Raw genomic sequence first — 19,655 nt, 5'->3', positions numbered from 1 at the left:
CCCAGAACCAACCCTACGTCGGTCAGCTCTCCAGGGCGGCCACATTCTGGACCGTTGGACCGCCATTCGAGACAGTCCGACCGGTATGCCGTATCTGACAGAGTGTCAGTCGATCAAGATTTCAGATAGGTGAGAACGGCCAGTACACGCCGGTGATCCCCGTCACTCGGCGACAGGCCCAACTTCATGAAGATGTTGCTGACGTGCTTCTCCACCGCTCCGTCGCTCACGACCAACTGCTTCGCCACGGCGGAATTCGTGCGTCCTTCGGCCATCAGGCCCAGTACCTCGCGCTCGCGCGGCGTCAGCCCCGCCAGCACGTCCTGCTTCCGGCTGCGCCCGAGCAGCTGGGCGACGACCTCGGGGTCCAGAGCGGTACCGCCCCGGGCCACCCGCACCACCGCGTCCAGGAACTCGCGCACCTCGGCCACCCGGTCCTTGAGCAGGTAGCCCACCCCGGTGCTGGACCCGGCCAGCAGCTCGGTGGCGTACTGCTCCTCCACGTACTGCGACAGCACGAGCACCCCGACCCCGGGGTACTCGCGGCGCAGCCGTACGGCGGCCCGCACGCCCTCGTCGGTGTGCGTCGGCGGCATCCGTACGTCGGCCACGACCACGTCCGGCAGCTCGTCCTGCGCCGCCAGGTCCGACACGGTCTTGATCAGGGCTTCCGCGTCCCCGACACCCGCCACGACGTCATGCCCCCGGTCGGTCAGCAGCCGGGTCAGGCCCTCCCGCAGCAGCACCGAATCCTCTGCGATGACCACCCGCACCCTGTCGTCCACGATTCAGCAGCTCCCGCGTCCACTCGTCCCGCACTCCCTGGCTCAGCCAAGCATCCCAGCCTCGAGGCCGGATCAAGGCTGGGCCGGGACAACGCGTGGGCGTACGGGGGGAGTTTTCGCCCGCGACGCGTACGGGGGCGCTGCACGCGGGGGCGCTGCACGCGGGGGGCCGGGCCGACGGGCCCGGACCCCGGTCGCGCTGCGTGGCGCGTGGCGCGTGGCGCGTGGTGCCTGGCTCGTGGCGCGGCGCGTGGCGCGTGGCGCCTGGCTCGTGGTGCGGCGCGTGGCGCGTGGTGCCTGGCTCGTGATGCGTGCGCCGTCAGTTCCGCCACGGGAGCTCGGCGGTCACCGTGGTCCCCACCCCCGCGGGGGAGTCGACGACCAGGATCCCGTCCACGGCGTCCAGCCGCTCGGCCAGTCCCGCCAGCCCGGTGCCCTGGGCGCCGTCCGCCCCGCCCCGGCCGTCGTCGGCGACCTGGATGAGCAGCCGCTCCCCGGACTTCCACACCTCCACGCTCGCGACCCGGGCCCGCGCGTGCTTGCTGACGTTCTGCAGCAGCTCCGAGACCGTGAAGTACGCGATCCCCTCGATCGCCGCCGCCGGCCGGGCCGGGAGGTCCACGGCCACCCGCACCGGAACGGCGCACCGCGACGCCACCGCGGACAGCGCCGCGTCCAGGCCCCGGTCGGTCAGCACCGCCGGGTGGATCCCGCGGGCCAGGTCGCGCAGCTCCTGGAGGGCGATCTTCACCTCTCCGTGGGCCTCGTCCACCATCCGGGCGGCCGCCCGCGGGTCCTCGGCCGCCTTTTCCCTCGCCAGCCCCAGGTCCATTGCCAGCGCCGCCAGCCGGGCCTGCGCCCCGTCGTGCAGATCGCGCTCGATGCGCCGCAGATCGGCGGCCGCGGTGTCCACGACCACCCCGCGGTCGGACTCCAGCTCGGTCACGCGGGTCGCCAGCCGGGACGCCCCCAGCAGCCCGCCCACCATCACCCGGTCGACGGTGGTCAGCGCCCGCAGCACCCACGGCGTGGCCAGGGTGAAGGCCAGCCCGACCAGGCAGGTCAGGGCGATCTCGGCGGGGGAGTCGAGGTAGAAGGCGTAGTCGCCGTTCTGGAAGAGCTGGAGCCCGGGCTGGTCGGTGTACGCCGGGAACACCCAGAACCACAGCGGATACAGCAGGTACGCCCACCCCGCCGCCCAGAACACCAGCGCCACGCAGAAGGAGAAGACCGCCCACGGGAAGTGGATCACCGAGTACAGCGCGTGCCGCCAGGCGCTCCCGCTCTTGAGCAGCGCCCCCATCGCGGCGAAAGCCCCGGGCTTCCGGGCCCGGATCGGCGCCGGATCGGCGATGTCGGTCCCCAGCAGGACGCGGACCCTGCTCCGCTCCAGATGGCCGAACCCGCGGCACAGGGCGAGCACCCCGGCCAGGACCGGAACCCCGAGGAAGGTGACGAGCAGCCCGGCGCCGGCGCTCAGCCCGGCGATGGCGAGGGAGAAGTACAGGATGCTCAGCGGCAGCCCCACCAGCAGGTACCCGAACTCCCGCCAGGTCCGCCGCGCGACCGGAGCCCCGACCACGGCCCGGAACCCCGCGCCCACACCCGCACCCGCACCCACACCGTCGTCCATCTGCGAACCCACCCTTCAGCTCTCCGCGCTACCCCTCCACCCTCCCGCCCCCCACCCCGCCAAACCATCCGGCCCATCGGCGTCCCCACCGGGGGGTTAACCCCACCCCCCACCGAACCCCCGCCCGGTCCGGACCGACGCCGAGACCCGAGATCCGGGCGGATCCGCGGCGGACGGGCCTGTACCGGAGCCGCGGCGGGTGGGGGGGGCACCGGAGCCCGGGAGGCGGCGGGCAGCGGGGCTGCGCCGGGCGGCGCGTACGGGGCCCTGCGTACGGCGCGTACCGGAGCCTCGGCATGCACGGGCTGCGGTGGGTGGCGTGTACCGGGGCTGCGGCGGGTGCCCCCCCCGGAGCCGCAGCGGTGGCGGATACCGGGGCTGCGGGGCGACGGCCGCACCGGAGCCCGGCGGGCGGTGCGAACCGGGGCTGCGGTGGGTGGCGGGTACCGGAGCCGAGGCAGACGGCCCACACCGGAGCCGAGGCGGACGGCGTACTTGAGCCTCGACACGTGGCGGGCACCGGAGCCCAGGCGTACGGCGTACCGGAGCCCGGTGGGCGGCGCTTACCGGAGCTGCGGCGGACGGCCGACACACTGGGGCCCCGGCGGGTGTCCCGCAGCGAAGCCCCGGCGTACGGCCCGCGCCGGAGCCCAGGCGTACGGCGTACCGAAGTCCGGCGGGCGGCGCGTACCGGGGTCGAGGCAGTGGCGCGTACCGGACGAACCCCGGCGGGAGCCCGGCAGCGGCGGGCAGCGGAGCCTCGGCAGGCGGACGAACCGAAGCCGGCGTACGGCGCGCACCCCGGGCTTCGGCGTGCGGTGCGTACTCGAGCCCCAGGCGGCGGGCCGCGCCGGAGGCGCGAACGGGACCTCCGTCCATCCCGGACGGAAGTCCCGATCCACACCACAGACCCCGGCTAGCCGCGCCCGCGCCACGGCAGCTCCGCCGTCACCACCGTTCCCTTCCCCTCCGGCGAGTCCACGACGAACACCCCGTCCACCGCCCCCAACCGCTCCGCGAGGCCCCCCAGCCCCGACCCCCGGGAGGGATCCGCGCCGCCGCGCCCGTCGTCCGACACCCGGATCAGCAGCCGGTCCCCCGCCCGCCACAACTCCACGGCCGCGCCCCGCGCAGCGGGCCCCGCGTGCTTGCTCACGTTCTGCAGCAGCTCCGACACCACGAAGTACGCGATCCCCTCGATCGCCTCCGCCGGCCGCGTCGGCAGATCCACCGCCACCTTCACCGGCACCACGCACCGCGCCGCCACCGACGACAGCGCCGCGTCCAGCCCCCGGTCGGTCAGCACCGCCGGATGGATCCCGCGTGCGAGGTCCCGCAGCTCCTGGAGCGCCAGCTTCACCTCCCCGTGGGCCTCGTCGACCATCGCCGCCGCGCCCTCCGGGTCCTCCAGCAGCTTCTCCTTCGCCAGGCCCAGCCCCATGGCCAGGGCCACCAGCCGCGCCTGCGCCCCGTCGTGCAGGTCCCGCTCGATGCGCCGCAGGTCGGCCGCCGCCGTGTCGACCACGACCCCCCGGTCCGACTCCAGCTCCGCGATCCGCCGTTCCAGGTCGTCGGAGGGCGACAACAGCCCCCGCACCATCGCCCGGTCCGCGTTCGCGAGCAGCCGCACCACGTACGGCAGCACCGGCCACAGCACGAACAGCCCGGTCAGCGCTACCGTGAAGGTGAGCACTCCCCAAGGCAGCCTGATCAGCTGGTACAGCACCGTCCGCCAGGCGACCGGGTCCTTGATGCTCGTCCACAACCAGGGGAAGAACCCGCCGGCCCGCCGAGGGCCGGGAATCGGCGTCGGCTCGTCCACCCGTACGCCCAAGAGCGCCCGGGCCCGCGCCCGGTCCAGCCGTCCCAACTGCCGAGACATCGACAGACCACATGCGAGCAGGGGAAGTCCGATCGCGGTCACGGACAGACCGCCCGTGCCCACGACCATGACAACCGTGTAAAAGAATCCGACCATCGCCATCGGCAGGTTGCTCACCAGATGGGCGATCTCCTTCCACGTCACGGCGCTGAAGACGGCGCGGACGGGCGGCGGCCGGTCGTTGTCGGGGAGGTCATGGCTCGTGGTCATGCGGCACAGCCTGCCAAGGGCCGTACTCCGACGCCATGGGGTGGCCGGGGTGCTGTGAACGGGGGATAACCCCACCCCGTGTGAGGCAGGCCCTAGACTCCCGCCTGTACCAGATCGTCGACAGTGACCGAGGAGCGAGGAACGGACGTGCCCGAACCAACGGTATCGACCGTAACCGTGCTCGCGGCGGACTACTTCCGGAGTTATTCGGTCGTCGGTCTGCTGGCCCTCCTCGGCGTGCTCTTCGTGGCCGTGGCCTTCGGTGCCGGCCGCCTGCTGCGGCCCGTCGTCCCGACCCCCGAGAAGCTGCTGACGTACGAATGCGGAGTGGACCCGGTCGGCGAGGGCTGGGCCCACACCCAGGTCCGCTACTACGTCTACGCGTTCCTCTACGTCATCTTCGCCGTCGACTCGATCTTCCTGTTCCCGTGGGCGACGGTGTTCGCCGCCGCCGGTTACGGCGCCACGACGCTGGTGGAGATGTTCATCTTCCTGGGCTTCCTGGCCGTCGGCCTGCTCTATGCGTACAAGAAGGGCGTCCTCGAATGGACGTGACACCTCAGCCGGAGCTGCTCCCGGAGCCCAAGCGCCTCGGAGTCCTCTCCCGCCTCGCCCCGGAACCGATGAAGGTGGTCCTGAACTGGGGCCGCCGGTACAGCCTGTGGGTCTTCAACTTCGGCCTGGCCTGCTGCGCCATCGAGTTCATCGCCGCGTCGATGGCCCGCCACGACTTCATCCGGCTCGGCGTGATCCCCTTCGCGCCCGGGCCCCGGCAGGCCGACCTGATGATCGTCTCGGGCACGGTCACGGACAAGATGGCACCCGCCGTGAAGCGGCTCTACGAGCAGATGCCGGAGCCGAAGTACGTCATCTCCTTCGGCGCCTGCTCCAACTGCGGCGGCCCGTACTGGGACTCGTACTCGGTGACGAAGGGCGTCGACCAGATCATCCCCGTCGACGTCTACGTACCCGGCTGCCCGCCCCGGCCGGAGGCGCTGCTCCAGGGCATCCTCAAGCTCCAGGAGAAGATCGCTCGGGAGTCGCTCGCGGACCGCTACGCGTCCGGACCGTCCGTGGGACAGCTCACCAGCGGCCTGGTCACGCCCCCGCCGGCCCCCGGGAGCGGCGCGTGAACCTCTACGACTCCCTTCCCGACGCGGCGGCGACGGTCTTCGGCGAGGAGGCCGTGGGCTCGTACGCGTACGACGTCCTGACGGTCGACGTGCCCGTCGGCTCCTGGATCTCCGCCCTGGAGATCGCCCGGGACAAGCTGGGCTGCACGTACTTCGACTGGCTGAGCGCGGTCGACGAGCCGGGCACCGGCTTCCGGATCTGCGCGCACGTGGTCGCGCTGGAGAACCGCCGCGTACGCCGCCTCCTGCTGCGCACGACCGTCCCGCACTCCGCCGCCTCCCTGCCGTCGGCCGTCGCCGTCTACGCGGGAGCCGCGTGGCACGAGCGCGAGACGTACGAGATGTTCGGGATCGTCTTCACCGACCACCCGCACCTCGTCCACCTGCTCCTTCCGGAGAACTTCGAAGGGCACCCGCTGCGCAAGGACTTCGTCCTGGCCGCGCGCGTCGCCAAGGCGTGGCCCGGTGCCAAGGAGCCGGGCGAGGCCCACGATCCGGACGCGCCCAAGCGCCGCCAGATGCTTCCGCCGGGTGTCCCCGACCCCAACGACTGGGGCCCGATGAAGGGCCAGCTCCCGCCGGCCCCGGCCCGCCCGGCCCGCACCCCGCGCGCCGCGGGGGCGGGCGGGGGCGCGGCGGGCGCCGCCGCGCGCACCCCGCGCGAGGGCGCCCCGGCCCGCCGAACGCGCTCGGTCACCGAAGGCTCGGCCACCCAGGCCGTGCCGGCAGCCCCGGACACCGCGGCCCCCGGCCCCGAGTCGGAAGCCCCGGCCCGCCCGCCGCGCCGCACCCGTTCGGCGTCGGAAGGCTCGGCCAGCCAGGCCGCCCCGGCCGGCCCGGAGACCGCGCCCCCTGGTCCCGAGTCCGAGGCCCCGGTCCGCCCGCCGCGCCGCACCCGTTCGGCGTCGGAAGGCTCGGCCAGCCAGGCCGCCCCGGCCGCCCCGGCAGCCCCGGCCGCCCCGGCCGCGCCGGACACCCCGGCCGCCCCGGCCGCACCGGACACCCCGGCCGAGGCTGAGGCGCCCGCACCCGGCCCCACCCGCCCGGCGGGGACCAGCTCGGACGCCCCCTGGCACAACCCGAAGCCGGCCTTCGACGAACCGCAGGCCCCCGTGGCCCCGGCGGCCCCGGCCACGCCGGACCCCGTCGAAGCGTCGCCCCCGGAAGCCGACCCCACCCCCGAGACCCCCAAGACGCCCAAAACCCCCGAGACCCCCGAGACCCCTGAAACCCCCGACACCCACGGAGGCGACGCGTGAACGACGTCCTCGACGTCGCCCTGCGACTCCTCGTCGTCTTCGCCGTCTTCCTCGTGCTCCCGCTCGTCGTCGGGCAGACCGAGCACAAGGTGATGGCGCACATGCAGGGCCGCCTCGGCCCGATGTACGCCGGCGGTTTCCACGGCTGGGCCCAGCTCGTCGCCGACGGCGTGAAGTTCGCGCAGAAGGAAGACATCGTCCCGGCCAACGCCGACCGCCGGATCTTCCAGCTCGCCCCCGCCGTCGCCCTGCTCCCGTACCTCCTGGTCCTCCTCGCGATCCCGATCGGCCCGGGCGAGGGCGCGGTCGGCCAGGTCATCGACGCCGGCGTGTTCTTCGTGCTCGCCGTCATGGGCGTCGGAGTCCTCGGCTCGCTCATGGCCGGCTGGGCGTCCGCGAACAAGTTCTCCCTGCTCGGCGGCCTGCGCACCGCCGCCCAGCTGCTCGCCTACGAGCTCCCGATGCTGCTCGCCGCCGCCTCCGTGGCGATGGCGGCGGGGACGGTCTCCCTCCCCGGCATCGTCGAGGGCTTCGAGTGGTGGTGGCTGCCCTGGCAGATCGTCGGCGCGCTCGTCTTCTTCACCGCCGGCCTCGCCGAACTGCAGCGGCCCCCCTTCGACATGCCCGTCGCCGACTCCGAGATCATCTTCGGCGCGTACACCGAGTACACGGGCCTGCGCTTCGCCCTGTTCCTGCTCGCCGAGTACGCCGGCATCGTCGTCCTCTGCGCGCTCACCACCGTCCTCTTCCTCGGCGGCTGGCAGGGGCCCTTCGGTGCCGACGGCCTCGGCTGGGTCTGGACCATCCTCAAGACCGCGATCCTCGCCTTCCTCGTGATCTGGCTCCGGGTGACCTACCCCCGGCTGCGCGAGGACCAGCTCCAGAAGCTCGCCTGGACCACACTCATCCCGCTCGCGCTCGCCCAGATCGCGCTCACCGGCATCGTGAAGGTGGCGATCCAGTAATGCCCATCCCCGGATCCGGCCTCGCCAAGGGCTTGGCCGTCACCCTGCGCACGATGACGAAGCGCTCGCACACGGCGCAGTACCCCGACGTCCAGCCGCAGCTCCCGCCGCGCAGCCGCGGGGTCATCGGACTGTTCGAGGAGAACTGCACGGTCTGCATGCTGTGCGCCCGTGAGTGCCCCGACTGGTGCATCTACATCGACTCCCACAAGGAGACGGTCCCGGCCTCCACCCCGGGTGGCCGCGAGCGCAGCCGCAACGTCCTCGACCGCTTCGCCATCGACTTCTCCCTCTGCATGTACTGCGGCATCTGCATCGAGGTGTGCCCCTTCGACGCCCTGTTCTGGTCCCCGGAGTTCGAGTACGCGGAGACCGACATCCAGGACCTGACCCACGAGCGCGACAAGCTCCGCGAGTGGATGTGGACCGTCCCGGCTCCGCCCGCCCTGGAGGCAGCCGCCGAGGAGCCCAAGGAGATCGCCGCCGCCCGCAAGGCCGTGGAGAAGGCCGAGGCCGCCGCCGCGGCAGCCGCAGCCGCTGCCGCCGAAGCCGCCACCCCCGGCACGGAGCCCGGCACCACCCCCGGTACCGACCCGGCGGGAGGCACCGCCTGATGCTGCTCACCGCCCACCTTGCCGCAGCCGCCCAAGGCCCGGCCCCCGGCCCCGGCTTCCTCTCCCCGACCGGCGTCGAGATCGCCTTCGTCCTCGTCGGCCTCGCCACCCTCGGCGCGGCCCTCGTCACGGTCACCACCAAGCAGCTCGTGCACGCCGCCCTGTGGCTGGTCGTGGCGCTCGGCGGCATCGCCGTCGAGTACCTGCTGCTGACCGCCGAGTTCATCGCCTGGGTCCAGGTCCTGATCTACCTCGGTTCCGTGGTCGTCCTCCTCCTCTTCGGGCTGATGCTCACCAAGGCCCCCATCGGCCGCTCCCCGGACGCCGACTCCGGCAACCGCTGGATCGCCCTCTGCGTCGCCGTCGTCGCCGCCGTGTCACTCGTCTGGGTCGTCGTCGACGCCTTCCGCACGACCTGGATCGACCTCGACGGCCCGGTCCAGGGCTCCACGAAGGTCTCCGGCGAGATCCTCTTCCAGCACTGGGTGCTGCCCTTCGAAGCGCTCTCCGTCCTCCTCCTCGCGGCCCTGATCGGCGCCATCGTGCTGTCCCGCAGGAACAGTCCCGCCGAAGACGCCGTCGCCGCCGCCGTCGCCGGAGCCGGCGGCGACGGCGAGAAGAAGGGGCAGCACTGATGCACCTCGCCTACCCCGCCGTCCTCGCGGCGCTGCTCTTCTGCACGGGCCTGTACGGAGTGCTCGCCCGCCGCAACGCCATCCTGGTCCTGATGTCCGTCGAGCTGATGCTCAACGCCGTCAACCTCAACCTGGTGGCCTTCGACGTCTGGCTGCGCGACACCCTGCACGCCGGCCAGGCCCTCACCCTCTTCACCATCGCCATCGCCGCAGCCGAAATCGGCATCGGCCTCGCGATCGTGCTGATGGTGTACCGCAACCGGGGCACCTCGGACGTCGACCGGCTCCGCGACACCGCCGAGGGCCACGAGCCCGCCCTGAGTGGCCCGCACAGCCCGCACAGCCCGGACAGCCCGAACACCGCGAACACCCCGAGCGAGGTCACCGCGTGAGCACCACGACCCTCGCCGTCCTGGTCCCCCTCCTGCCCTTCCTGGGCGCGGTCGCGGGACTGCTCTTCGGCCGCACCGCCCCCGGCTTCGTCCGGCCGCTCGCGATCCTGCCGACGCTCGGCGCCGCCGTACTGGCCGTGCTCGTCGCCTTCCGCCACGGCGGCGGCACGGCGATCGACACCGCGACCGAACTGACCCCGACGGGCTCGGTGCCGATCGAGCTCTCGCTCCACCTGGACGGCTTCGCCGTGCTGGTCGCCGTCTTGGTCGGAGTCGTCGCCACGTGCGTACAGCTCTACTCGACGGCGTACCTCCGCGAGGACCCGCGCTACCCCTCGTATGCCGCTCTGGTCTCACTGTTCACCTCCGCCATGCTGCTCGTCGTCTACTCCGGCGACCTGATGGTGCTCCTGGTCGGCTGGGAGGTCATGGGCATCTGCTCGTACTTCCTCGTCGGCCACTACTGGGAGACCGAGGCGGCCCGCTCCGCCTCCCTGAAGGCCTTCCTCGTCACCAAGCTCGGTGACGTCCCCTTCCTGATCGGCCTGTTCGCGCTCGCCACCGACGCCGGCTCCTTCCGGATCACCAAGATCCTGGGCACCGTCGCCGCGGGCGGGCTCGACCACCCGACGCTGATCGCGCTGCTGCTCCTCGCCGGCGTCGCGGGCAAGTCCGCGCAGTTCCCGCTGCACACCTGGCTTCCGGACGCCATGGCGGGCCCCACCCCGGTCTCCGCGCTGATCCACGCCGCGACGATGGTCGCCGCCGGTGTCTACTTCATCGCCCGCCTTCTCCCCGTCTTCGCGGCCTCCCGCGCCGCGCTGGTGGTCATGGCCGTCATGGCGGCCGTCACGATGGTCGGCTCCGCCCTCGCCGCCCTGGCCCAGGACGACATCAAGCGGGTGCTCGCCTACTCCACGGTCGGCCAGCTCGGCTACATGACCGGGGCCCTGGCCGTCGGCGACCGCGGCGCCGCCGTCTTCCACCTCCTGTCCCACGGCGCCTTCAAGGCGCTCCTGTTCCTCGGCGCGGGCGTGATCATCCACGCCGCCGGTACGAACTCCCTGGCCGCCATGTCCCGCATGGACGGCCTGGCCAAGCGCATCCCCGACGCCTTCTGGACGATGTCGATCGCCCTGCTCGCGCTCGCCGCGATCCCCCCCTTCGCCGGCTTCTTCTCCAAGGAAGCCGTCCTCGTCGCCGCCGAGCACACCGCCACGGGCCACTCGGAGTCCGCCCCCGGCGCCGCCGGCTGGGTGGTCCTGACCGCCGGCCTGCTGACCGCCCTGCTCACCGCCGCCTACGCCACCCGGCTGTGGCTGATGGCCTTCCGCGGCCGGGGCGCCGCCGCCCCCGACCACGGCAAGGAGCCCGTCGCCATGACCGGCGTGCTGTGGCTGCTGGCGATCCCCTCCATCGGCTTCGGCCTCGCCGCGGGTCCCCTCGCCGACTGGTTCGACGGCAAGGAACTCACCCCGACCCTGACCACCTCGGTCCTCGGCACCGGCGCCGCCGTCATCGGAGCGCTGCTCACCTACGCCCTGTGGCAGCGTGCCACCGCCAAGGCCGCCGCAGCCGGATACGGAGCAGGCCTGTCCGCCTCCGTCGCCGCCGCGGAATCCGCCGCCGAGACCCCCGAGGTCGCCGAGGTCACCCACGACCACCCCGCCGTCCCGGTCGGCTCAGCCCCCGACCCCGGCAAGGCGTTCCTCGGCCCGCTGCACCGCCACGCCGCCGACGGCTTCCACCTCGATGCCGTCTACGACCGGCTCTTCGTCCGCCCCGTCCGCGCGGCCGCCGGCCTGGTCCGCTTCCTCGACCGCGAGGTCGTGGACACGTACGTCAGCGGCGCGGGCAGCGGCACCCGGCTGCTCGGCAGCCTCGTACGCCGCGCCCAGACCGGCAACCTGCAGAGCTACCTGAGCGCCCTGCTCGCCGGCGCCGTGGTCCTGGCGATCGCCACCGCCGTCCTCGCCAACGTCAACGCCGGATCGTGAGCCGTGAGTCAGCCGTGATTGATATCAGCCCGTCCGTGATGCAGTTCCTTCTGGCGTTCATCGTGGCCGCACCGCTCCTCGGCGCGGCCGCGGCGCTCCTGCCGCCCCCGCCCGGACTCAAGGGCCGCAGCCCCCAACAGGCCGTGCTCCGCCACGGCGTGACCGTGACCGGCGTGATCCTCGCCGCGGCGATCGCCCTCACCCTGGGCTTCGACCACGACGCCCCGTCCCGCTTCCAGGCGACGACGGACATCAGCTGGATCCAGGCGCTGAACGTCCGGATCCACCTCGGCATCGACGGCATCTCGCTCCCCCTCCTCCTGATGACCGCGCTGCTGTTCTTCCTGTGCGCGCTCTACAGCTACTTCAAGCTCCCCGAGGGCCCCTCCCCGAAGGCCTTCGTCGCACTGCTCCTCGTCCTCGAGTCCGGCACCCTCGCGACCTTCGCCGTCCTCGACCTGCTGCTCTTCTTCCTCGCCTTCGAGATGGTCCTCATCCCGATGTACTTCCTCATCGCCCGCTGGGGCGGTGCTCAGCGGCAGGCCGCCGCCTGGAAGTTCATCCTCTACACCCTCCTCGGCTCCGTCGTCATGCTGCTCGGTCTGCTGCTCATCGGACTGAAGAGCGGCACATTCGACATGGTGGCACTCGCCACTGACAACGGCCGCGAACTGACCCGCACCACCCAGCTCCTGGCCGTCCTCGCCATCGGCATCGGCCTCGCCGTGAAGACCCCGATGTGGCCGCTGCACAGCTGGCTGCCCGACGCCCACACCGCCGCCCCCACCGTCGGATCCGTCCTGCTGGCCGGAGTCCTGCTCAAGATGGGCACATATGGGTTCGTCCGCATCCTGCTGCCCATCACCCCCGACGGCATGGCCGTCTTCGCCCCCTACCTGGGCGCGCTCGCCGCCATCGGCATCGTCTACGGATCCCTCGCCTGCCTCGCCCTCGCCCGCAAGGGGAACAAGGGCGACCTCAAGCGCCTCATCGCGTACTCATCCGTGGGCCACATGGGCTTCGTGCTCCTCGGCATCGCCTCCATGACCCCCACCGGCGTCAACGGCGCGCTCTTCGCCAACATCGCCCACGGCCTGATCACGGGCCTCCTCTTCTTCCTGGTCGGCGCCCTCAAGGACCGCTACGGCACCGCCGACCTCGACACCCTCGCCGGGGCCACCGGCGCCGCCCTCTACGGCCGCGCCCCCCGCCTCGGCGCCCTCGTCGCCTTCGCGGCCGTCGCCTCCCTCGGCCTGCCCGGACTGGCGGGCTTCTGGGGCGAGATGCTGGCCCTCTTCGGCGCCTTCGACCCCGCCGAGGGGCTGTCGCGCCCCGCCTTCCTCACCTACACGGCCCTCGGCGCGTTCGGCACCCTGCTCACCGCCGCCTACCTGCTGATCGTCGTACGGCGCGTCTGCATGGGCGACCCCAAGGCAGGCCCGGAGCTCGCCGTCGCGGACATCCAGCGCTACGAGTTCGCCGCCTGGACCCCGCTCGCCGCCCTCACCGTCCTCGCCGGCCTGTGGCCCGCGGTCCTCCTCGGCCTCACCGACCCGGCCGTCCAGAAGCTCCTCGCAGGAGGCAACGCATGACGGCCCTCACGGTCCTCGCCGCCGACACCCCCAGCCTCGTCCAGTCCGTCGACTGGCTCGCCATCGCGCCCGTGGTCGTCCCCGCCGCCGTCGCCCTGGTCGTCCTGATCGCCGACCTCTTCGTGTCCGAGCGCGCGAAGCCCGCCCTCGGCTGGATCTCCGTCGCCGGCCTCGCCGCCGCGACCGCCACCCTGCTGCCGCTGCGCGCCGGAGACCGGAGCACCTTCTGCCTCACCGGCGACCCGGCCGCCTGCAGCTACACCGCCGACCACTTCTCGCTCGTCGTGCAGTTCCTGGTGCTGGCCGGCGCGCTGGTCACCGCCCTGCTCTCGGTCACCGCCGTCCGCGACACGCGCATGCCCGCGGGCGAGTACTGGTTCCTGCTGCTGTCCTCCGCCGCCGGCGCGGCCCTGCTGCCCGCCTCCCGCGACCTCGCCACCCTGATCGTCGCCCTCGAGGTGGCCTCGCTGCCCGCCTTCGCCCTCGTCGGCATGCGCCGGGGCGACCGGCTCTCCTCCGAGGCCGCCCTCAAGTTCTTCCTCTCCTCCGTCACCGCCACCGCCGTGTCGCTGATGGGCGTCAGCTTCGTCTACGCCGCCACCGGCTCCCTGCACCTCACCCAGGTCGCCGACCGCCTCGAGAACGTCCCCGGCCGGCTCGACACCCTCGCCATGGCCGGTGTCGCGCTCACCCTCGTCGGGTTCGCCTTCAAGACCGCGGCCGTCCCCTTCCACTTCTGGGTCCCCGACACCTACGTCGGCGCCCCCCTGCCCATCGCCGGCTACCTCTCGGTGATCGGCAAGGCCGTCGGCTTCACCGGCCTCATCCTCGTCACGGTGATCGCCTTCCCGGCGTACTCCGACATCTGGGGCCCGGCGCTCGCCGTCCTGGCCGCGCTCACCATGACCCTCGGCAACGCCGCCGCCCTGCGCCAGTCCGCCGACCGCCCGAACAGTGCCGTACGGCTGCTCGCCTGGTCCTCGGTCGGCCAGGCCGGCTACCTGCTCGTCCCGATCGCCGCGGCCGCGTACTCCGAGCGCGACCAGATCGGCTCCACACTCGCCTACGCCCTCATGTACGCCGCCGTGAACCTGGGCGCCTTCGCCGTGGCCGCCCTGGTCGCCCGTACGAAGCCGCTCCACCGGATCAGCGACTACCGGGGCCTGTACGCGCAGCGCCCGGCGGCCGCCCTCTCGCTGGCCTTCTTCCTGCTCTGCCTGGCCGGCCTGCCGCCGGGCATCATCGGCCTGTTCGCCAAGGTCACCGTCTTCCGGTCCGCGGTCGACGCGGGCCTGGGCTGGCTGGCCGTGGTCATGGCCGTCAACGTCGTCGTCGCCCTCTATTACTACCTGCGGTGGACCGCGCTCCTCTTCCGCACGCCGGAGGCGGCCGGTCCCGGCGTCGAGGACACCTCGGCCCGTGCGAAGGCCCCCTGGCCGGTCACGGCGGCCATCGCCGTCACCGCGGTCACGGCGGTCGTCCTCTCGGGCGCCCCGCAGCTGGTCCTGCGCGTCGCGTCGGGCAGCCTCTTCCCGCAGTGAGCCCGGGGTCCGTACGCGAGCCGGTACGCGCGACCGTGCGGGCGGCCCCGTACGCGTAACCCGTACGGCCCAACGCCCGCAGCAGCCCCGCCGCCCCCGCCCCGGGGGCGGCCGCCCCCGTGTGCCCTGGGAACCAGACGCGCCCACCTCGCGTTGACCAGGAAGGGAGGGTCCACTGGACCGTAGACCCTCGCTTCGGGTCCCCCTGCCGCACCACTAGGAGGGCGTACCGTGCACCGCCGGCACAACGGGCTGAAGACCGCCGTACTCCTCGGCGGTCTGTCCGCACTCATCATCCTCATCGGAAGCTTCTTCGGCCGGGGCGGCCTGATCGTCGCCGTAGTGATCGCCCTGGGGACGAACGCGTACGCGTACTGGAACAGCGACAAGCTGGCTCTACGCGCGATGCGCGCGCGCCCCGTCAGCGAGTTCGAGGCGCCCCAGCTCTACCGCATGGTGCGCGAGCTCTCCACGTCCGCGCGCCAGCCCATGCCCCGGCTCTACATCTCACCCACCGAGGCCCCCAATGCCTTCGCCACCGGCCGCAACCCGCGCAACGCCGCGGTCTGCTGCACCGAGGGCATCCTGCGCATCCTCGACGAGCGCGAACTGCGCGGCGTCATCGGCCATGAGCTCAGCCACGTCTACAACCGCGACATCCTGATCTCGTCGGTCGCCGGCGCCCTCGCCTCCGTGATCATGTTCCTGGTGAACTTCGCCTGGCTGATACCGGTCGGTCGATCGAGCGACGACGAGGGGCCGGGCCTCTTCGGCATGCTGCTGATCATGATCCTGGGACCGCTGGCCGCCTCCGTGATCCAGCTCGCCATCAGCCGCTCCCGCGAGTACGAGGCCGACGCCTCCGGAGCCCAGCTCACCGGGGACCCGCTCGCCCTGGCCAGCGCCCTGCGCAAGCTGGACGCGGGCACCAAACAGCTCCCACTGCCCCCGGAGCCGCGGCTCGAGACCGCCAGCCACATGATGATCGCGAACCCGTTCCGCCCGGGCCAGGGGCTTTCTAAGATGTTCTCCACACACCCTCCGATGGCCGAGCGCATCGCCCGGCTCGAACAGATGGCAGGCCGCAGGCAGTGAAGACAATCCTGAACGTCATATGGCTCATCCTCAGCGGCATCTGGCTGTTCCTCGGCTACTGCCTCGCGGGCGTGCTGCTCTGCATCACGATCATCGGCATCCCCTTCGGCATCGCCGCGTTCCGCATCGCGGTGTACGCCCTCTGGCCGTTCGGCTACACCGCCGTCGAGCGCCGCGACGCGGGCGCGGGATCCGCCATCGGCAACGTCCTGTGGCTGCTCCTGGCCGGCTGGTGGCTCGCCCTCGGCCACATCTTCACCGGCCTCGCGCTCTGCGTCACGATCATCGGCATCCCGTTCGGCATCGCCAACTTCAAGATGGTCCCGCTCTCCCTGCTCCCGCTCGGCCGCGAAATCGTCCCGACGGACGCCCCCTTCGCCTCCCGCTGACCCCTCCCCGGCCGAGTTGTCCACAGGCCGAGCGGGCTGTCAGTGGGGTGCGTCACCATGAACGCATGAACGAGACCGAGCAGTTGCTGGAGCAAGTCGCAGACCGCGTGCGCACCTCCGCGCACGGGCAGGGAAAGGCCCGGACGGTGCCGCTGGGCAGCGGGGAGATCGCCCGGGCCGAGGGCATACTCGGCTTCGCGCTGCCCCCGCTGCTCGCCGGGCTCTACACCCGCATCGGCGACGGCGGATTCGGCCCGGGGGAAGGACTGCTGCCGCTGCGTCAGGCCGTCGGCAGGTACGAGGCGCAGCGCAGATCCGGATGGCGCTGGCCGCAGGGCGTGCTGCCGGCAGCCGACTTCGGCTGCGGCACGTACGCTTGCGTGGACTGCCGCTCCGAGACCGCCCAAGTCCTGCTGTTCGACCCGAATCCCGGGGAACCGGAGCTCGCCTGGTCCATCGACACCCCGAGCCTGGCGGGCTGGCTCCGCGGCTGGCTGGACGGCACCGCATGGTTCTGCGAGGAGTCCGCCCTGGGAGAGGAGCTCGACCTGGAGCTCCTCCCCTGGACCGAGTTCAGATCCCGGATCTGATCCGCCCGCGCGCCGCGTAGGCCAGGGCGCCGAGCGCCAGCACTCCCGCCCCCGCGACCGTCGACGCGAGGGGCAGCGAGCAGGCCAGCACCACACAGCCGGACAGTCCGACCACTGCCACGGCCCGCCCCTTGACACGTGAATCGAGAGTCCACGCGGAGGCGTTCGCGATCGCGTAGTAGGCCAGCACTCCGAACGAGGAGAAACCGATCGCGCCCCGCAGATCGGTGGTGGCCGCGAGCACCGCCACCACCGCACCCACGGCCAGCTCCGCATGGTGCGGCAGCCGGCGCCGGGGATGCACGGCGGCCAGCGCACGGGGGAGGTGGCCGTCCCGGGCCATCGCCAGCACGGTCCGCGACACCCCGAGGACGAGGGCCAGCAGCGAGCCCAGGGCGGCCAGGGCCGCGCCCACCCGGACGACCGGGGTCAGTCCGGGCCATCCGGCCGCCCGGACCGCGTCGGCGAGCGGGGCCGCCGCCCCCGCCAGACCGTCGACGCCGAGCACCGACAGAGCCGCCACCGTCACCAGGGCGTACACCAGCAGTGCGATCCCGAGTGCCAGCGGCACCGCCCGTGGGATCGTCCGCTCCGGGTCGCGGACCTCCCCGCCCAAGGTGGTGATCCGGGCGTAGCCCGCGAAGGCGAAGAACAGCAGACCCGCCCCCTGCAGCAGCCCGACGGCACCCCAGTCCGCGGTGCCGAGCCGCCCCGCGTCGGCGGCATCCGAAGACAGGCACACCACGACCACCCCGGCCAGCACCGCCAGCACCGCCGCCACGATCAGCCGGGCGATCCGGGCGGACTTCTCCACACCCCGGTAGTTCACGGCGGTCAGCGCCACCACCGCCGCGACGGCCACCGCGTGCTGCTGCCCGGGCCAGACGTACGCGCCCACGGTCAGGGCCATCGCCGCGCAGGAGGCCGTCTTGCCGACGACGAACCCCCAGCCGGCCAGGTACCCCCAGAAGGGCCCGAGCCGCTCGCGCCCGTAGACGTACGTGCCGCCGGAAGCCGGGTAGCGGGCGGCGAGCCGCGCCGAGGAGTGCGCGTTGCAGTAGGCCACCAGGGCCGCCAGCGCGAGAGCGCCGAGCAGCGCCCCGCCCGCCGCCCGGGCCGCCGGGGCGAGGGCGGCGAAGATACCGGCGCCGACCATCGCGCCGAGTCCGACCACGACGGCGTCGGACACCCCCAGGGTCCGCTTCAACTCGTTGTCCACGCCGCGGAGGCTATACGGGCCAGATGACGCCTTCGCGGCCCGCTGCCGGCACCCGCTGGCGCTGCCACCCCTCCAGTGCGGTCAGACAGGCGTGGTCGAGGTGGCGCAGCCCGCTCAGATCGAGCCGTACGGGCTTCCCGTGCGGCAGCGCGTCCAGGGCGTCGAGCAGCTTGGGCAGCCGCAGGAAACTCGCGTTGCCCACGACCCGGACGCACAGTTCCCCCTCCTCCCAGACCTCCTCGATGTGCACGTGGGAGGTTTCCCAGGCCGCCTTGGCGATGGCGAGCCCCAGGCCGATCAGTACGCCCTCGAAGAGGTTGGTGACCAGGATCGCGGAGGCCGTGACGAGCAGCACCACCGCCTCACCCCGGTGCGTCCGCCACAGCGCGGCCACCGCCCGGGCGGGCAGCAGCTTCCATCCGGCGTGCAGCAGCACCCCGGCCAGCGCGGCGAGCGGCACGGTCTCCAGCGCCCGGGGGAAGGCCATGCAGAAGAGCAGCAGCCAGGCGCCGTGCATCACCCTGGCCGCCCGGGTGCGGGCGCCGGCCTCGACATTGGCGGCGCTGCGCACGATGACCGCCGTCATCGGCAGTGCCCCGAGCAGTCCGCAGACGGTGTTCCCCACGCCCTGGGCCACGAGTTCCCGGTCGTAGTCGGTCCTGGGTCCGTCGTGCATGCGGTCCACGGCGGCGGCGCTGAACAGGGTCTCGGCGGAGGCGATCAGTGCCAGCGCGATCACGGTGCCGACCGCGCCGACGGACGCCAGCACGCCGACGTCACCCCAGGCGGGCGGGGCCACGGCGTCCAGTACCCCGGTGACCCGCACCTTGTCCACGGGCAGCCGCAGCAGCGCGGCCGCGGCGGTGGCGGCCGCCACCCCCACCAGCGCCCCGGGCACCACGCGCAGCCGGGACGGCATGCGGCGCCACAGCGAGATGACGGCGACGGTCCCGGCGCCGAGCGCCACGGCGGCCCAGTCGGCGTGCGCCGCCAGGGCGTGCACCCCGCCCAGTTTGGCCAGGGTCCGTCCCGGAGCCTGGACCCCGCCCAGGGCATAGAGCTGCCCCGAGATCAGCACCAGCCCGATGCCGGCCAGCATCCCCTGTACGACGGCGACGGAGATCGCCCGGAACCACCGCCCGAGCCGCAGCACCCCCATGCCCAGCTGCACCACCCCGGCCGCCGGCACCAGGACGCCCAGCGCGGACACTCCGTAGGCCTGTACCGCTTCGTAGACCAGCACGGTGAGCCCGGCGGCGGGGCCGCTCACCTGGAGCGAGCTGCCCCGGAACCACCCGGTGACCAGCCCGCCGACCACCCCGGTGACGATCCCCAGCTCGGCCGGCACTCCGGAGGCGACGGCCACCCCCACACAGAGGGGCAGCGCGACCAGCGCGACGACCACGGACGCCCCGAAGTCTTCGCGAAACGTGCCGGCCCCAGGCATGCGAGAACCCCCCTGCCACTCGGTGATGGAATGCCACCCAGCCTGGTGGGCGCACCCGGGCCGCCCAAGTGACCACGGAAGCCCGCGGTGGCGCACGCGCCGCTCACGCCCCGCACACACTCCGCGCAACCGCCGCGGGGGGGGGGGGGGGGGGGGGGGGGGGGGGGGGGGGGGGGGGGGGGGGGGGGGGGGGGGGGGGGGGGGGGGGGGGAGGGGGGGGGGGGGGGAGGGGGGGGGGGGGGGGGTGGGGGGGGGGGGTGGGGGGGGTCGGGGTGGC

The 19,655-nt window shown here is 73.1% G+C and carries 18 protein-coding genes; 13 read left to right on the top strand and 5 right to left on the bottom strand.

Annotation, left to right across the window (positions count from 1 at the left end):
• Window positions 1-113: 113 nt before the first annotated feature.
• From ACZ6I1_RS26025 to ACZ6I1_RS26015, 3 genes are all read right to left on the bottom strand, one after another.
• On the bottom strand, window positions 114-773 hold the full coding sequence (locus tag ACZ6I1_RS26025) for a response regulator transcription factor (RefSeq protein ID WP_362583414.1): 660 nt from the start codon (window positions 771-773) through the stop codon (window positions 114-116).
• Between the two features lie 331 nt (window positions 774-1,104).
• A complete protein-coding gene (locus ACZ6I1_RS26020) occupies window positions 1,105-2,418 on the bottom strand; it encodes a sensor histidine kinase (protein WP_469291030.1) in 1,314 nt (437 codons plus the stop codon).
• A gap of 916 nt (window positions 2,419-3,334) precedes the next feature.
• On the bottom strand, window positions 3,335-4,510 hold the full coding sequence (locus tag ACZ6I1_RS26015) for a sensor histidine kinase (protein WP_469291028.1): 1,176 nt from the start codon (window positions 4,508-4,510) through the stop codon (window positions 3,335-3,337).
• A gap of 147 nt (window positions 4,511-4,657) precedes the next feature.
• Between ACZ6I1_RS26015 and ACZ6I1_RS26010 the strand changes: the two genes are divergently transcribed.
• From ACZ6I1_RS26010 to ACZ6I1_RS25950, 13 genes are all read left to right on the top strand, one after another.
• Complete coding sequence (locus ACZ6I1_RS26010) at window positions 4,658-5,065, top strand: NADH-quinone oxidoreductase subunit A (protein ID WP_069921479.1); 408 nt, start codon at window positions 4,658-4,660, stop codon at window positions 5,063-5,065.
• A complete protein-coding gene (locus ACZ6I1_RS26005) occupies window positions 5,056-5,643 on the top strand; it encodes an NADH-quinone oxidoreductase subunit B (RefSeq protein ID WP_443300467.1) in 588 nt (195 codons plus the stop codon). The genes ACZ6I1_RS26010 and ACZ6I1_RS26005 overlap by 10 nt, the downstream gene beginning before the upstream one ends.
• Window positions 5,640-6,902 carry an NADH-quinone oxidoreductase subunit C gene (locus ACZ6I1_RS26000; RefSeq protein ID WP_469291025.1) on the top strand — a complete coding sequence of 421 codons (1,263 nt, stop codon included), beginning with the start codon at window positions 5,640-5,642 and terminating at the stop codon, window positions 6,900-6,902. Before ACZ6I1_RS26005 ends, ACZ6I1_RS26000 begins: the two co-directional genes overlap by 4 nt.
• Complete coding sequence (locus ACZ6I1_RS25995; RefSeq protein ID WP_469291023.1) at window positions 6,899-7,867, top strand: complex I subunit 1/NuoH family protein; 969 nt, start codon at window positions 6,899-6,901, stop codon at window positions 7,865-7,867. Before ACZ6I1_RS26000 ends, ACZ6I1_RS25995 begins: the two co-directional genes overlap by 4 nt.
• The gene (locus ACZ6I1_RS25990; protein ID WP_469291022.1) at window positions 7,867-8,481 is read left to right on the top strand and encodes a NuoI/complex I 23 kDa subunit family protein; all 615 of its coding nucleotides are present in this window, start codon (window positions 7,867-7,869) and stop codon (window positions 8,479-8,481) included. Before ACZ6I1_RS25995 ends, ACZ6I1_RS25990 begins: the two co-directional genes overlap by 1 nt.
• Window positions 8,481-9,116 carry an NADH-quinone oxidoreductase subunit J family protein gene (locus ACZ6I1_RS25985; protein WP_469291020.1) on the top strand — a complete coding sequence of 212 codons (636 nt, stop codon included), beginning with the start codon at window positions 8,481-8,483 and terminating at the stop codon, window positions 9,114-9,116. The genes ACZ6I1_RS25990 and ACZ6I1_RS25985 overlap by 1 nt, the downstream gene beginning before the upstream one ends.
• Window positions 9,116-9,508: an NADH-quinone oxidoreductase subunit NuoK gene (nuoK, locus tag ACZ6I1_RS25980; protein WP_469291018.1), complete on the top strand. Its 393-nt coding sequence runs from the start codon at window positions 9,116-9,118 to the stop codon at window positions 9,506-9,508. Before ACZ6I1_RS25985 ends, nuoK begins: the two co-directional genes overlap by 1 nt.
• Window positions 9,505-11,505, top strand: coding sequence for an NADH-quinone oxidoreductase subunit 5 family protein (locus ACZ6I1_RS25975; protein ID WP_469291016.1), 2,001 nt, complete (start codon window positions 9,505-9,507; stop codon window positions 11,503-11,505). Before nuoK ends, ACZ6I1_RS25975 begins: the two co-directional genes overlap by 4 nt.
• 38 nt (window positions 11,506-11,543) lie before the next feature.
• Window positions 11,544-13,097, top strand: coding sequence for a complex I subunit 4 family protein (locus tag ACZ6I1_RS25970; protein ID WP_469291014.1), 1,554 nt, complete (start codon window positions 11,544-11,546; stop codon window positions 13,095-13,097).
• Window positions 13,094-14,638 carry an NADH-quinone oxidoreductase subunit N gene (locus ACZ6I1_RS25965; RefSeq protein ID WP_469291012.1) on the top strand — a complete coding sequence of 515 codons (1,545 nt, stop codon included), beginning with the start codon at window positions 13,094-13,096 and terminating at the stop codon, window positions 14,636-14,638. The genes ACZ6I1_RS25970 and ACZ6I1_RS25965 overlap by 4 nt, the downstream gene beginning before the upstream one ends.
• A gap of 231 nt (window positions 14,639-14,869) precedes the next feature.
• The gene (gene htpX / locus ACZ6I1_RS25960; protein WP_469291010.1) at window positions 14,870-15,733 is read left to right on the top strand and encodes a zinc metalloprotease HtpX; all 864 of its coding nucleotides are present in this window, start codon (window positions 14,870-14,872) and stop codon (window positions 15,731-15,733) included.
• Window positions 15,730-16,122, top strand: coding sequence for a YccF domain-containing protein (locus ACZ6I1_RS25955; protein WP_469291008.1), 393 nt, complete (start codon window positions 15,730-15,732; stop codon window positions 16,120-16,122). Before htpX ends, ACZ6I1_RS25955 begins: the two co-directional genes overlap by 4 nt.
• Window positions 16,123-16,187: 65 nt before the next feature.
• Window positions 16,188-16,712 carry an SMI1/KNR4 family protein gene (locus ACZ6I1_RS25950; RefSeq protein WP_469291006.1) on the top strand — a complete coding sequence of 175 codons (525 nt, stop codon included), beginning with the start codon at window positions 16,188-16,190 and terminating at the stop codon, window positions 16,710-16,712.
• Here ACZ6I1_RS25950 and ACZ6I1_RS25945 read toward each other — a convergent pair.
• Complete coding sequence (locus ACZ6I1_RS25945; RefSeq protein ID WP_469291005.1) at window positions 16,696-17,931, bottom strand: APC family permease; 1,236 nt, start codon at window positions 17,929-17,931, stop codon at window positions 16,696-16,698. The two genes, ACZ6I1_RS25950 and ACZ6I1_RS25945, sit on opposite strands and share 17 nt — an antisense overlap.
• A 10-nt stretch (window positions 17,932-17,941) precedes the next feature.
• Entirely contained in the window at window positions 17,942-19,378 is a 1,437-nt protein-coding gene (locus ACZ6I1_RS25940) for a SulP family inorganic anion transporter (protein WP_469291003.1), read from the bottom strand.
• Window positions 19,379-19,655 lie beyond the last annotated feature (277 nt).

This window comes from Streptomyces sp. NPDC046303 (assembly GCF_055588085.1).
This window is presented reverse-complemented; position numbering and strand designations above follow the sequence as displayed.